The 14,602-nt window shown below is 48.4% G+C and carries 12 protein-coding genes; 8 read left to right on the top strand and 4 right to left on the bottom strand.

What is annotated here, in order from left to right; translation table 11 throughout:
• The first annotated feature begins 14 nt into the window (after window positions 1-14).
• The 6 genes from aceF (at window position 15) to purF (ending at window position 7,761) form a co-directional block, all read left to right on the top strand.
• On the top strand, window positions 15-1,736 hold the full coding sequence (gene aceF, locus GGR41_RS03350) for a dihydrolipoyllysine-residue acetyltransferase (RefSeq protein ID WP_167660634.1): 1,722 nt from the start codon (window positions 15-17) through the stop codon (window positions 1,734-1,736).
• Window positions 1,737-1,747: 11 nt separating this feature from the next.
• On the top strand, window positions 1,748-3,508 hold the full coding sequence (lpdA, locus tag GGR41_RS03355; RefSeq protein ID WP_167660635.1) for a dihydrolipoyl dehydrogenase: 1,761 nt from the start codon (window positions 1,748-1,750) through the stop codon (window positions 3,506-3,508).
• A gap of 74 nt (window positions 3,509-3,582) precedes the next feature.
• Window positions 3,583-4,953 (top strand): bifunctional tetrahydrofolate synthase/dihydrofolate synthase, encoded by a 1,371-nt coding sequence (gene folC, locus GGR41_RS03360; RefSeq protein ID WP_167660636.1) that lies wholly within the window; start codon window positions 3,583-3,585, stop codon window positions 4,951-4,953.
• 66 nt (window positions 4,954-5,019) lie between these two features.
• On the top strand, window positions 5,020-5,817 hold the full coding sequence (locus GGR41_RS03365) for an SPOR domain-containing protein (protein WP_167660637.1): 798 nt from the start codon (window positions 5,020-5,022) through the stop codon (window positions 5,815-5,817).
• Window positions 5,814-6,302: a CvpA family protein gene (locus tag GGR41_RS03370; RefSeq protein ID WP_077733188.1), complete on the top strand. Its 489-nt coding sequence runs from the start codon at window positions 5,814-5,816 to the stop codon at window positions 6,300-6,302. Before GGR41_RS03365 ends, GGR41_RS03370 begins: the two co-directional genes overlap by 4 nt.
• A gap of 19 nt (window positions 6,303-6,321) precedes the next feature.
• Window positions 6,322-7,761: an amidophosphoribosyltransferase gene (purF, locus tag GGR41_RS03375; protein WP_167660638.1), complete on the top strand. Its 1,440-nt coding sequence runs from the start codon at window positions 6,322-6,324 to the stop codon at window positions 7,759-7,761.
• 62 nt (window positions 7,762-7,823) lie between these two features.
• Here purF and GGR41_RS03380 read toward each other — a convergent pair whose 3' ends face one another.
• From GGR41_RS03380 to map, 4 genes are read right to left on the bottom strand one after another with little or no spacing between them, the layout of a single operon-like run.
• Window positions 7,824-8,300: a disulfide bond formation protein B gene (locus GGR41_RS03380; protein ID WP_077733186.1), complete on the bottom strand. Its 477-nt coding sequence runs from the start codon at window positions 8,298-8,300 to the stop codon at window positions 7,824-7,826.
• A gap of 5 nt (window positions 8,301-8,305) precedes the next feature.
• Window positions 8,306-9,022 carry a MarC family protein gene (locus GGR41_RS03385; protein WP_077733185.1) on the bottom strand — a complete coding sequence of 239 codons (717 nt, stop codon included), beginning with the start codon at window positions 9,020-9,022 and terminating at the stop codon, window positions 8,306-8,308.
• A 19-nt stretch (window positions 9,023-9,041) separates the two neighbouring features.
• A complete protein-coding gene (locus GGR41_RS03390; RefSeq protein WP_209279721.1) occupies window positions 9,042-11,609 on the bottom strand; it encodes a [protein-PII] uridylyltransferase in 2,568 nt (855 codons plus the stop codon).
• Window positions 11,606-12,421, bottom strand: coding sequence for a type I methionyl aminopeptidase (map, locus tag GGR41_RS03395; RefSeq protein WP_077733184.1), 816 nt, complete (start codon window positions 12,419-12,421; stop codon window positions 11,606-11,608). Before map ends, GGR41_RS03390 begins: the two co-directional genes overlap by 4 nt.
• A gap of 352 nt (window positions 12,422-12,773) precedes the next feature.
• On the opposite strand from map, the gene rpsB reads away from it, so the two are divergent.
• Complete coding sequence (gene rpsB, locus GGR41_RS03400; RefSeq protein ID WP_167660639.1) at window positions 12,774-13,538, top strand: 30S ribosomal protein S2; 765 nt, start codon at window positions 12,774-12,776, stop codon at window positions 13,536-13,538.
• A 102-nt stretch (window positions 13,539-13,640) separates the two neighbouring features.
• A complete protein-coding gene (gene tsf / locus GGR41_RS03405) occupies window positions 13,641-14,513 on the top strand; it encodes a translation elongation factor Ts (protein WP_077733182.1) in 873 nt (290 codons plus the stop codon).
• The last annotated feature ends 89 nt before the right edge of the window (window positions 14,514-14,602 follow it).

Consider the following 14,602-nt stretch of genomic DNA (forward strand, 5'->3'; position numbering starts at 1 on the left):
TTGGGGAGATAATCATGAGTGAAACAATTCAAGTCATTGTTCCCGATATCGGTAGTGATGAGGATGTAGATGTTATTGAAATCTTAGTTCAAGAAGGCGATAGCGTTGACGTCGATCAGAGTCTAATTACGGTTGAGTCCGATAAAGCTTCTATGGAAATTCCTTCTTCTCATGCTGGCGTAGTGCAATCCATCAGCGTGAAATTAGGTGACAAAGTACGTGAAGGCTCTTTAATTCTTGAGTTAGGTGCAGCGGACACCGCGGCCGCTCCCACCGAGACCACCTCCGAACAAAGCGCTGCGCCAATCGCTACAGCTGCCGCAGCAGAACAAAGTGAACCTACACGCACCGAAGACAGTACGCAGACCTTTGTGGTACAGGTGCCCGACATCGGTGATGCACACGATGTGGATGTGATAGAGGTTTTAGTCGAGGCCGGTGACCAAATCGAAGTTGACCAAAGCATTATTACGCTTGAGACAGAAAAAGCCTCTATGGAGGTTCCTTCTACTCACGCAGGTACTGTACAAAAAGTCCTTGTGAAAGTGGGTGATAAGGTGTCACAAGGGGCTGACTTGCTTGAGTTAACTGTTAGTGTGTCGTCCGACAAAAAAGCCAATGTAGCCCCTAAAGCCGCTGCTGCATCACAGGCTGCTGCTGCGTCTAAACCAGCTGAGTCTGCCCCTGCCGAGTCCACCAAAACGGCAGCGCCTGCGGTAGTCAGTACCACAGCGGGTGAAATGGCTTCTGTGCCGCCGCAACGTCAATCACCGACCTCATCGTTTGCTGATGCCAATGTGCCGCTACGCAATTTGCCGCATGCCTCACCATCGGTACGGAAATTTGCCCGTGAGCTAGGTGTAGATTTAAATCTCGTAACGGGTACAGGCAGTAAAGGCCGTATTAAGCCTGATGATGTACGCAATTTTGTGAAACAAGCTTTAGCGGGTGGGGCTGCCGCTGCAGGTGGTGCATCCGCAGCCACGGTGTCGGGTGATTTTCAGGTATTACCTTGGCCCAAGGTGGACTTCAGTCGCTTTGGCGAGGTAGAGGCCCAGCCGCTATCGCGTATCAAGAAAATTTCAGGGGCTAATTTACACCGTAATTGGGTCATGATTCCTCATGTCACCAATAACGACTTGGCCGATATTACGGAGCTAGAAGCGTTCCGTCAGCAGTTAAATGCAGAGGGTAAAAAATCCGGTGCATCAACGCGTTTAACCATGCTGGCTTTTATTATTAAAGCTTGTGTCGCCGCCTTGAAAAAATACCCCGAGTTCAATGCTTCGCTAGACGGCGATAACCTCGTTTTGAAAAAGTATTTCCATATCGGGTTTGCTGCCGATACGCCTAACGGGTTGGTGGTGCCAGTCATTAAAGATGCCGATAAAAAAGGTATTATGGAAATTGCCAACGAAACAGGCGAGTTGGCGGCGTTAGCGCGAGATGGCAAATTGTCAGCGGCACAAATGCAAGGTGGATGTTTCACGATTTCCTCGTTGGGCGGCATTGGTGGCACGGACTTTACCCCTATTATCAATGCCCCAGAGGTTGCGATTTTAGGCGTGTCCCGTTCAAGCATGCAGCCCATTTGGAATGGCAAAGACTTTGAGCCACGTCTGATGTTGCCTTTGTCGTTATCCTATGATCACCGTGTTATTGATGGCGCCGCTGCGGCACGATTTAACGCGTATCTAGGCCAGTTGCTGGCTGATTTCCGTCGCATCGTCCTCTAAAGGAGCAGACTATGAGTGCACAAGATATTGTGATACCCAACATCGGTGACTTTGACCAGGTCGATGTGATTGAGGTGCTAGTTCAGGTTGGCGATGAGGTCGCCGTCGATCAAAGCGTGATTACTGTTGAATCTGACAAAGCTTCCATGGAAATACCTTCCTCTCACGCAGGCACCGTTACCGAGGTCTTGGTTAAGGTAGGAGACCAAGTCACTGAAGGTACAGTGATGATTCGTCTTGAAAGCAGCGAAGCAAGTACTGCCTCTAACGCAGAGATGACTCCGTCTACTGACACGGATTCTGCAGCTAACACAAGCGCATCCGCATCAGCCGGTGCTACGGCAACGGCGACGGCTCCCTCTGGCGATGCGTATGATGTGGTGGTGCTTGGCTCAGGCCCAGGAGGATATTCAGCGGCGTTTAGAGCCGCAGACCTAGGTTTAAAGGTGGCTTTAGTCGAGCGCTACAGCACCTTGGGCGGTGTCTGTTTAAATGTAGGGTGTATTCCTTCTAAAGCGTTACTGCATACAGTAGGCGTTTATGAGGCAGCCCAAAGCTTGAAAGATCAGGGCATTCATTTTGGTGATGCCCGCGTCGATTTAGACCAACTGCGTGGTTACAAAGACAAAGTCATCAACAAACTCACTACGGGTCTGGCTGGCATGGCAAAAGCCCGCAAGGTAGACGTCGTAACGGGAGTTGGGCGTTTTACTGGTCCTCATCAATTACACGTCAAAAGTGATGACGGTGAGATCGCGCTGAATTTTAAATCCGCCATTATCGCCGCTGGTAGTCAAGCCGTTCATTTACCCTTTTTGCCTGACGATGACCGCGTTGTGGACTCCACTGGAGCACTTGAGCTCAAATCGGTGCCAGAACGAATGCTCCTTATTGGGGGCGGCATTATTGGCTTAGAAATGGGAACGGTGTACTCCGGGCTAGGGGCTCGCTTAGATGTAGTGGAAATGCAGTCTGGCCTAATGCAGGGCGCTGACCGTGATTTGGTTCGAGTTTGGCAAAACATGAACAAACACCGGTTTGATGCTGTTATGCTAAATACCAAAACAGTATCCGCTGAAGCCAAAGAAGACGGTATATGGGTGCAGTTCGAAGGCGAGGGTGCACCATCAGAGCCGCAACGCTACGACTTAGTACTGCAAGCCGTAGGCCGTATTCCAAATGGCAAGAAAATTGGTGCCGATGCAGCCGGCGTCCAAGTCGACGAGCGTGGGTTTATCGCCGTCGATAATCAAATGCGTACGAATGTACCGCATATCTACGCTATTGGTGATATTGTGGGTCAGCCCATGTTGGCACACAAGGCAGTACACGAAGCCCATGTGGCGGCAGAAGTCATTGCTGGCCAGAAGTCGTTCTTCGATGCTCGCGTTATCCCATCCGTGGCGTATACCGATCCCGAGGTCGCGTGGGTGGGCCTCACCGAAGACGAGGCAAAAGCACAGGGTATAGCCATCGAAAAAGGCTTATTCCCTTGGCAAGCTTCTGGTCGTGCTATTGCTAACAATCGCGACGAAGGTTTTACCAAGCTACTCTTTGATGCCGAAACCAAGCGGATTCTTGGTGGTGGTATTGTGGGCGTGGGTGCCGGTGATTTAATCAGTGAAATTGCCTTAGCCATCGAGATGGGCGCTGATCAAGTTGATATTGCCAGTACCATTCACCCCCATCCAACTCTGGGCGAATCTGTAGGTATGGCAGCCGCGGCTTCGTTAGGGGCGTGTACGGATATACCCCCGGCACGTCGTAAATAGCATTAAGTCGTTTTATTCTGCGCGGTAGGTGCTATTATGGGCGCCTACCGCTTTTTTTTGTTTACTTCGATATCATGACTCAACTTGTCTTAGACGAACACAGCAGCCTAACTCAATGGCTCAGCCATCTAGAAACGCTACACCCCCAGGAAATCGATCTGGGCCTAGACCGTATCAAGGCGGTAGCAGCCCGATTACATGTAGTTGACCTACCTGGGGTGAAAATAGTCGTGGGCGGCACCAATGGCAAAGGCTCCACGTGCGCTATGCTAGAGGCCATACTGTTAGCAGCTGGGTACAAAGTAGGGTTATATACATCACCGCACCTCTTGCATTACAACGAACGTATTCGTCTTAATGGCGTCAATGCTGACGACGCCCTTATCACAAGGCAGTTTGCACGCATTGAGGCAGCTCGTGGTCAGATTAGCCTAAGTTATTTTGAGTTTTCCACCTTAGCGGCATTATTGGTATTCGCCGAGGCAAATGTGGATGTGATGGTGCTAGAGGTCGGCTTGGGTGGGCGCCTCGATGCCGTTAATCTGGTCGATGCGGACTGCAGTATTATTACTAGCGTTGATATCGATCATATTGAGTATTTAGGTAACGATCGAGAGCAGATTGCCTGGGAAAAAGCGCATATTTTCCGTGCTGGTAAACCCGCTATTTGTTCTGATCCCGTACCGCCTGTCAAAATTAGTGAATACGCGCAGCAAATTGGTGCCGATTTGTGGCAGTTTGGCGTGGACTTTAACTATTCGGGCGATGCGCAGCAATGGGGGTTTGCAGGAAGAGAGCAGCGTCGTTCTGCGCTGGCCTATCCAGCCTTACGTGGTGTGAATCAGTTACTTAATGCATCGGCGGTGCTGGCAGCACTCGAAGCGCTGCGTTTTCAGTTGGTCGTACCAGCTAGCGCGATACGAGAAGGGCTGTTGCGTGCCGTCGTGCCAGGGCGTATGCAAATTTTGCCCGGCGAGCCTATGGTTATTTTAGACGTGGCACACAATCCGCACGCGGCCGGTGCTTTGGCACAAAATTTACAACAAATGCCGTTTTCGCCTGGGTCTAAAACCATTGCCGTGGTGGGCATGTTTAAAGATAAAGACGTTAAGGCTGTGTTACAGCGTTTATTGCCTTCGGTGGATCTTTGGATCTGTGCCCCTTTGACAGGGCCACGTGCTTTGTCGGCTGAACAATTAGCGCACGCTTTACACGAGGCAGTGGATGCAGGAATACCAACTGCTCCAGCCGAAAACGCAAGTGGCCCCAAAGTGCGTCCTGTGCTGAACCAAGTCGACTTAACAAAAATTGAAATTTTAACTGCTGATTCCATGGTGCAAGGGTTTGTAAAAGCACAAGGTCTGGCTACAGTTAATGATAGAATTTTAGTATTTGGCTCGTTTTTTGCAGTTGGGCCAGTGCTGGAGCATTTAGGACGCCTATAACATACAGACGACGCCATCATGTCGTGTGATTAAAATAACTATAGTTTTGTTTACATAAGGTTACACATGGGACTGTTTTCACGCAAAGAGACGGCTACGCCTAGAAAAACGGGTAGATCTTCTAGCGATGATCAATTAGTTGAAATGCGCAATAAGGCGCGGCATCGGTTAATTGGTGCTGTGGTGCTTGTGCTTACTGCTATTGTGGTCGTGCCTATTTTATTAACGGATCACTCCGAGCCCAAAGTAGAGCAGCAAGTCAGTGTTATTCCCTCGATTATCCCGCCTTCTGAGGAACAATACCGTTTAACAGAAAGCCTAGAGCAACCTGTTTTCACTGACCGTATTGATCACAGCAATGACCCAGGGCTTATTGAATCTCAGCCCCAGCCTGCGGACGAGTTACCTTTGGCAGTGGGTGATACGATTAATCCAGTGGTTCTTCCCGAACCCGAGCCCGAGCCAAAACCTGCCCCCAAGCCCGAGCCCAAGCCGGAACCTAAACCTACGCCCAAACCCGAGCCTAAGCCGGCTCCATCACAGCGCACTGACGATGGTTCCGTTGCGCTGGCGTTGCTTGAAGGGCGCGTTCCCCCAAGCAAGCCCACGCCTACCGAGCGTGCGCAACAAGGCTCTGTCGTGGTTCAGGTGGGTGCGTACTCCTCTAAAGCCGATGCTGATGCACGTCGCGCTAAGCTTGCCAGTTCAGGTGTATCTAATGCTTTTGTAGAGACCGCTACGGTTTCAGGTAAACCTGCTTACCGTTTACGAGTCGGGCCGTTTCCTAGCCGTCAAGCCGCCCAAGCTGCTCAAGCACGTCTTCGCTCCTTAGGTTATGAAAACAGCTTTGTGTCGGGCCAGTGAATCAATTTGATTATTTAATCCTGGCTATTATTGGGTTTTCCGGCATATTAGGGTTATTTCGCGGGCTCATTAAAGAGCTCATGTCGCTAGTAGCTTATATTGTGGCAGCGACCGCAGCGGTCTGGTGGGGGCCTCAAGCCAGTCTATGGATAGAGGGGTGGGTGGCCAACCCCTTAGTGCGCTCAGCCGTGGCCTACCTAATTGTTTTTATCTTAGCGCTATTAGGCGTTGGCTTAATCAACATGGCCTTAAGTGCCTTAATTGAGCGCACGGGGTTAAGCACTGCAGATCATGGTTTTGGCATGATGTTTGGGCTGCTTCGCGGTATTGTTTTAGTGTTGGTCTTAGTGACCGTGGCTGGCTACACGCAAATGCCCACAGAGTCATGGTGGCTTGAATCCAGTTTGGTAAAAAATGCCATCCACCTCATAATGCGTATAAAATTATATTTGCCACCCGATATTGCCGCGTGGCTACCTTATTAAATCTTATGGGTTAAACATTATGTCAGGAGTAGTAGGGGTCGTGGGCCAAGGGCCAGTAAATCAATTGATTTACGATAGTTTGTTGTTACTGCAACACCGCGGCCAAGACGCAGCAGGAATTACTACCTACAACCAATCTTTTTTTCATACACACCGTGGCCCTGGACTCGTCCGCGATGTATTTCGCACACGGAATATGCGTAATTTAATTGGCAATAGTGGTATTGGTCATACGCGCTATCCTTCAGTAGGCAGTGCTGAAAACGCCGATGAGATGCAGCCATTTTACGTGAGTGCCCCTTTCGGTATTAGCTTGGTGCACGATGGTAACCTAAGCAATTGGCGACAATTACGCCAAGAGCTTTTCAGCATCGACCGCCGCCACATTAACACTAACTCAGATTCTGAAGTGCTGCTCAATGTGTTCGCACACGAGCTGCAACGTGCGGCCGAAGGCGAACAGCTCAACGAGGAAATAATTTTTAATACTGTGCGCGCTGTTCATCGCCGCGTTAAGGGCGCTTACGCAGTGATTTTGCAAATCGCGCATTACGGTCTAGTGGCTTTTCGAGACCCCAATGGTATTCGTCCGCTTTGTTTAGGTGAAAATAAAGGCTCAAAGGGTACCGAGTGGATGCTCGCCTCAGAGTCAGTCGCCGTTACCGGTTGTGGTTTTGATTTGGTTGGCGATGTGGCCCCAGGTGAAGCCATTTTAATTGATTTAGCCGGTCAGGTTCTACGTCAGCAATGTGCAGAGCAAACCCAGTTATCGCCTTGCGTGTTTGAGTATGTGTATTTTGCTCGACCCGATTCAACTATTGATGGCGTCTCTGTGTACGATGCGCGTTTAAAAATGGGTGAGTACTTAGGAGATAAGCTCGCTAAAAACTTACGCCTTGCCGATATTGATGTGGTGATGCCCATTCCAGATTCTGCGCGCCCCTCTGCTATGCAGCTAGCCGCACAATTGAATCTTAACTACCGAGAAGGCTTCATTAAAAACCGCTATATCGGTCGTACATTTATTATGCCTGGACAAGCCGTACGCAAGCGGTCTGTACGCCAAAAGCTCAGCGCTATACCCATGGAGTTCAAAGGGAAAAATGTATTGTTAGTGGATGACTCAATCGTGCGTGGCACCACTAGCCGAGAAATTGTAGAAATGGCGCGCTCCGCTGGTGCCAATAAAGTGTTTTTTGCCTCGGCAGCGCCACCTGTGCGTTATCCTAATGTCTATGGCATTGATATGCCCTCTAGCGAAGAGCTCATTGCCTATGGCAAGTCCATTGATCAAGTGGCTGCAGAAATAGGCGTAGATGGTTTAATTTACCAAGATTTAGCCGACTTAGAACAAGCCCTCTGGGACTTAAATCCCCGCTTTGCCCGGTTTGAGTCCTCTTGTTTTAATGGCGATTATGTAACTGGGGATATACATCAACCTCAGTTGCCTCAGGACTAGCACTAAAAACAGCCACGGCGATTACGCTAGTGGCTGTTTTCAAAAGGGCTGAGTTAAAAAGCTTAGTTGCCGCGAACGATTCCGTACAGCATCAATGCGCCTAGCACCACAAACAGCAATAGCGCCCAAAGCGCATATTCTAGGCCCAAGACATGCACAGTGGCGTCCATGCAAGTACTATAAATACCAAATAACCAAGGCAGCGCTGACTCCAGTCCCGATTCGGTCATAAAGCGATCCGCAAACGTCAGGTCGCAAGAAAACATCTTGGCAGCGACACTATATTGATACCAAGCGGACACCACACCTGCTATAGCAGTTAATAAGCTTAACAAACCAAAGAGTAGACTTAAAAACCGCTGTTTTAACGTGGCTACTAAATAACCAAAAATAGAAAAAGCGAGCACCCCAATTAAAAGTAAGCGTTGAAATACACACCAAGCACAAGGTCGCATGGCAAATACGTGCTGGGACACCAGTGCCACTGCTAGTGCGCTTACGCTAAGAAAAATACTATAAATAAAGAAACGGGGCTGCATAAGACTTATAAAAAGAGAAGTTGAGTGGTGTGTTTGGCGGCTTCTACTAAAAGATTAATAGTCACCTCGGAAAAACCATCCCAGACAATTTGTACCCCTAGGCATAACAAGATAAATGCCGAGAGACGCATTAAAACAGCCGTTCCGTTGGTGCCTAGCCGCGTTAAAATGGGGGCAGCATATCGTAAGCAAAACAATACAATCAGTGCCACTACGGCCAGGGCTAAGATTGCAGCGGTCAATTTAGTGATGCTGCCAATAGTACTGCTGTCGCTTAGGGTGGCGCCGACGGTAATAGTGGCTGCAATCGAGCCTGGGCCGCACAGCATAGGAAAAGTCAAAGGGTAAAAAGCTTGGGATTGGACTCGGGCCCAAGAGTAGCCTTCAGCCATGTCTTTTGCTTGCTCTGTATCAGAGCTGGTAGCATTCACTAAGTTCCATGCGGTAGCAATCACTAATAATCCGCCACCAATACGAATGATGGGCAGTGAAATACCAAAAAACTCCAAAACTAAATTGCCCGATAACATGGCTGCTAAGAGCATAAAGAAAATATTGGTGCCCAATTTACTTGCTAATTTTTGGCGGTCGGCATTGCTAACCCCTTTGGTTAATGCCAAAAAGATAGGGGCAATAGCAGGAGGGTTAATAATAGGTAATACCGTCGCTACAGTAAATAAAAAACTGCGGCTGAAATCAGAGAATAAGAGACTCAAGTCCATGGGGTCGGGCTCAGTTCCGTTAAAGAGCGGCTCGAAGGGTGCGCTCTAGGTGTTTATGAAAAATGCTGTGATGCAGGTCTTCACTATGGACAATAAAAGTGTCTTCCACGCGTTCGCCTAGCGTCATGATCTTAGCCGATTTTAAACGAATGCGTTCAGCTGTGAAGACCTGAGCAATGCTATAAAGGAGCCCCCTGCGGTCTGCGCAGACAATAGAGATGCGCCATTTGTCGGCCTCGCTCATGGCTTGTATGTCTACCGTGGCCGGGATAGGAAAAACGCGAGCGCGCCGGGATTGAGCTTGGACGTAAATCGATTCGTTAGCCGGGGTGGCATCAGAGGCATGCTGTAAATGCCAACTTAAGGCGTGTTGAATAGACTGAGCCCATTGGTCTGAGTAATGCGTATAGCTAGGAAGCAACAAAATAAAACTATCTAAGGCCCAGCCGTGTAAAGTGGTGTAAATGCGGGCGTCTTGTACGCTTAGCTGATGTTGATCAAAAAAAGCACAAATATGCATAAATAAATCATCACGATCTGGCGTGTAGATCATAAGTTGTACGGTTTCACCTGCGCCGACTGTGCGTAATTTAATAACGGGTTCGGGATAAAGCAGCGCACTATGTAAGGCTTGGCCATGCCAGATAATTTCATCGCATTCATGACGTAAAAAATAGCTAATATCCAGCACATCCCATAATGCCTGTACTGCTGTTTCGCTAATGCCTTGCCCGAGCAGTGCACTTAAGGCTTGCGCTTTACGTTGTGCTAGAACCTCAGAGGTGCCAGGGTGGTGTCCTTGTAAGGCTGCACGGCTTTGTTCGTACAGTTGCAGTAGTAACTTGGCCTTCCATGAATTCCAAATCACTGGATTGGTGCCTTTGATATCGGCTACCGTTAATAAGTACAAAGCTTGTAAACGGCGTAAGTTTTGCACGTGTTCAGTAAATGTCTGCACCACAACCGGGTCACTGATGTCACGCTTTTGCGCCACCGTAGACATGCTTAAGTGTTCTTGCACAAGAAAGCAAATTAATTCCGTGTCTTCGTTGGTCAGGCGATGGCGTTGGCAAAAGGCGCGGGCATCGTGTGCGCCTAGCTCGGAATGGTTGCCCCCGCGACCTTTAGCTATGTCGTGAAACAAAGCCGCAATATAAAGCACCCAAGGGCGCTCAAACTGCGCCATGAGCTCGCTGGCTAATGGATGCTCGTCAGTGTATTCAGCCAAATTAAAGCGTCGCAAATTGCGCACGACCATCAGTGTGTGTTGGTCCACTGTATAGACATGAAAGAGATCATGCTGCATCTGTCCAACAATATGACGAAACTCTGGAATATAACGTGGTAAAAGTCCAAGCAAATTCATCAGCCTGAGACTTTGCAACACGGCACGCGGTGCTTGCAAAATAGCCAGAAAGGCACTTTGGTTAACTGGATTTAAGCGAAATTTTTGGTCAATTAACTTACGGTGATGCCAAAGAGCACGCAACGTGTAAGCACTTAAGCTTTGAATAGTGGGATCGTGTTGCAAAAGGGTAAAGCAACGCAAAATTAACGTTGGGTCTTGGGGTAGACGTTCAGCGGCACGCAAGTGCAAGCGCTGGTTTCGAATTAAAAAATCATCGTCTAACTCGGTGATGTGAGTGGGGCTAGCGCTAAAAAGTAATTCCTCTAAGCCTTGCATCAAAATCATGTTCATTTGGTGCACTAGTCGAGCTGCCCAATAATAGCGCTGCATAAGCTTTTCACTAGCACGTTGCGCGTTTAACTGGGTAAAGCCATAAATCGTAGCCAGAGCGGGTTGATACTCGAAAAGAAGACGGTCTTCTGCGCGGCCAGTTAATAAATGCAGCTCAATCCGTAAGCGCATGAAGGCTTGGGTGGCTTGTTGTAGTGCTCGTACTTCGGCGTGACTTAATAAATCACTTTGCGCAATCTCACGCCAGGTTTGACCCAGATTCATGGCTTTAGCTAACCAGAGTAAGACTTGTAAGTCACGTAAAGCGCCTGGTGACTCTTTGCAGTTAGGTTCTAGGGCGTAAGGCGTGTTTTGGTAATGCGCATGCCGTTGGCGCATTTCGGCAAGTTTAGCCTCGTAAAAGTTTTTTATATCGAGCTGTTCGGCTAGTGTGGATTGCAGTTCATTAAAAAGGGCCTCGTAGCCTGCAATAAAACGGGCTTCAAGCTGTGCAGTTTGGGTGGCAATGTCTGCCTCGGCAACCTCAATGCATTGATCTATTGTGCGGACGCTAGTTGCGACTTTAAGACCGCTATCCCACAGCGCGGCAATAAAGCCTTCTATTTCCAAGGTATCCTGAGAGCTAGGAGGTTGTGCGAGTAAGAGTAATACATCCACATCAGAAAACGGGTACAACTCTTGGCGCCCGTAGCCCCCAACTGCGACTAAAGCGCAGTGCTTAGGCAAAGGTAACAGGGCATACAGGTCGCCTAAGCAGTGGTCGGTGTAGGTGCTTAAGCGCCGCAGCAAATGCTCAGGCTTAGGCCTTGCTCTAAAGCGTGCGATCGCTTTACGACGTTGCAGTGCATAGCGATCACGGATTTGGTCTAAGTCTGAGCGCACACTCATGCTTTAGTAAAACCCGTAACAAAAGCAGGGGGTTCAGGCATCTCTGGCGATACGGTAAGCACTTCGTACCCCGTATCGGTGACTAAGATGGAGTGCTCCCATTGCGCGGACAGACTGCGGTCGCGCGTGACAACTGTCCATTGGTCAGGAAGCAGTTTCAAATCGCGCTTACCCGCATTGATCATGGGTTCGATTGTAAAGATCATACCGGCTTGTAAGGTTAAGCCAGTACCTGGCTTGCCGTAATGCAGGACTTGTGGATCTTGGTGGAAAACTTGACCGATACCGTGACCGCAGTATTCCCGTACGACTGAGTAGTTGTTTTTTTCAGCGTGCTGTTGAATGGCGTGGCCAATATCACCTAAGGTTGCGCCGGGCTTAACTTGCTCTATACCTAGCCACATGCATTCATAAGTGACCTCGGTTAAACGACGGGCAAGAATGGATGGCTCGCCTACGTAGTACATACGGCTCGTATCGCCAAACCATCCGTCTTTAATAACCGTGACGTCTAGATTAATGATGTCGCCATTTTTGAGCTTTTTGTCGCTGGGCACACCGTGGCAGATCACATGGTTAACCGACGTACACACGGCACCTGGATAAGGTGGATGACCGGGGGGTGCGTATCCAACGGTTGCTGACTCCACGTGAAGGACATCGCGAATGTAGTCTTTACACAGTTGGTCGATTTCAGCCGTAGTAACACCGGGCTTAATGAAATGACCTAAGTAGTCCAAAGTTTGTGCTGCAGCTTGGCAAGCAGCACGCATTTTATCCAAATCTGTTGGATCGGTAACAAGTTTGCTCATAATGGCTTGAGTTAAATAGTAAAAAGGGAATATAATTACGGGCTATCGTATGTCATAATTAACGCTATAGCAAAAAAGCTGCGCTTGGTCTTATATCAAAGCCATTCGTAGACTGCTATATGTAAATAGCACTGCGTGGCTATAGACGTTATTCAACTAATTAAGCCTTTAGTTTAATACGTTGCACCGTAGGTGTCTTGATTTTATCAGACCCTATTTTTGACTGCGTCTTACTTTTATTTGCAGTAAATCGCGCATTTAATCGTCTCAGGGTGTCTGGAACCGTAGCCTTAACGCTGTAGTCCTTACTAGATACTGATTAGATGCAAGAACTAACCCTTGGAGAACTCTCATGTCTTTAATGCGTGAAATGCTAGAGGCTGGTGTACACTTTGGTCACCAAACCCGTTTCTGGAACCCGAAAATGGAGCAGTACATTTTCGGTCAACGTAACCGTATCCATATCATTAACTTGGAAAAAACGGTTGTGCAATTCGTCGAGGCGCAAAAATACCTCAGCGATTTAGCCGCTCGTGGTGGCAACATCCTATTCGTGGGCACTAAACGTGCTGCCCGTGAAATCGTAGCAGCCGAAGCCGAGCGTTGTGGCATGCCTTACGTAAACAGCCGTTGGTTAGGTGGTATGATGACCAACTTCAAGACTGTAAAAGCTTCTATCAAACGTCTAAAAGACATGGAAGTTCAGTTGGCTGAAGGCGCTCTAGAGCGCATGACCAAAAAAGAAGGTCTGTTGTTCGAGCGCGAAATGGAAAAGCTCAACAAGTCCATCGGTGGTATCAAAGACATGGCTAAATTGCCTGATGCTTTGTTTGTCATTGATGTGGGTTACCACAAGATTGCCATTGCCGAAGCTCAAACACTAGGTATCCCTGTAGTAGGTGTGGTCGATACTAACCACTCTCCTGATGGCATTGCAAAAGTTATTCCTGGTAACGATGACTCTGCTAAAGCTATTGCTCTATACGCTCGTGGTATGGCTGATGCCGTTCTCGAAGGCCGTAATAAAGCCCTAAGCGGTTTGGTCGAAGAAATCCGCGGCGAAGAAGAGTTCGTTGAAGTCGAAGTCGAAGAGACAGAAAGCAGCAGCGAAGAGTAATCCCTACTTCTAGGGGGCAAAGCGCTATAAGTTATAGCGCGACTAAATATCACACTTGCCCCAGTCTTGACTGGGGCATGTTTTATAGAATTGGAGAAAATCGTGGCTCAAATTACAGCATCGATGGTTAAAGAACTGCGCGAGAAAACTGACGCGCCAATGATGGAGTGCAAAAGCGCTCTAGTTGAAGCTGATGGCGATATGGCTCGTGCCGAAGAAATTTTACGCGTTAAATTGGGTAGCAAAGCCAGCAAAGCGGCTTCCCGTATTACTGCTGAAGGTCTCGTAACAGTTTACATTGCTGATGACGCTAAGACTGGTTCTATCGTAGAAGTAAACTGTGAAACCGATTTCGTAGCTAAAAACGAAGATTTCATTAACTTTGTTGATGATATTGCCAAGCTAATTGCAGAAAAAGCACCGGCAGATTTAGCTGCTTTGGCAGAGCTACCTTTCCGTGATGGTACCGTAGAAAGCGTACGTACAGCGTTAGTAGGCAAAATCGGTGAAAACATTTCTGTGCGTCGTTTCGAACAGTACGCAACCGATGCCAAACTTGCCCAATACGTTCACAGTGGCAAAATTGGTGTCATTGTTGACTTCTCCGGCGATGACGAAGTAGGTAAAGATGTAGCTATGCACGTTGCTGCCATGAAGCCTCGCGCTTTATCTGCCGAGCAAGTTGCAGCCGAGGAAATCGAAGCCGAGCGTTCTGTTGCTGCACAAAAAGCAGCTGAGTCCGGCAAGCCAGAGAACATTGTCGAGAAAATGGTTGAAGGTGCAGTCAACAAATTCCTCAAAGAAGTTACATTGTTATCTCAGCCATTTGTTAAAAATGACAAACAAAGCGTTGAGCAAATGCTAAAAGAAAATAACGCGGCTGTCAGCTCCTACGCTATCTATGTGGTAGGCGAAGGCATCGAGCGTCGTAACGAAGACTTTGCTGCTGAAGTAGCCGCTGTAACTGGCGCCTAATTCACTTTAGTTGCAATTAACAAAGCGCAGGTGTGTTGCCACTAGGCAATACCTTGCGCTCTGTTTTATACTTTTAGTGTTTTCACTCT

This window comes from Paenalcaligenes hominis (genome assembly GCF_011927625.1).
In the GTDB taxonomy this organism is placed as follows: domain Bacteria; phylum Pseudomonadota; class Gammaproteobacteria; order Burkholderiales; family Burkholderiaceae_B; genus Paenalcaligenes; species Paenalcaligenes hominis.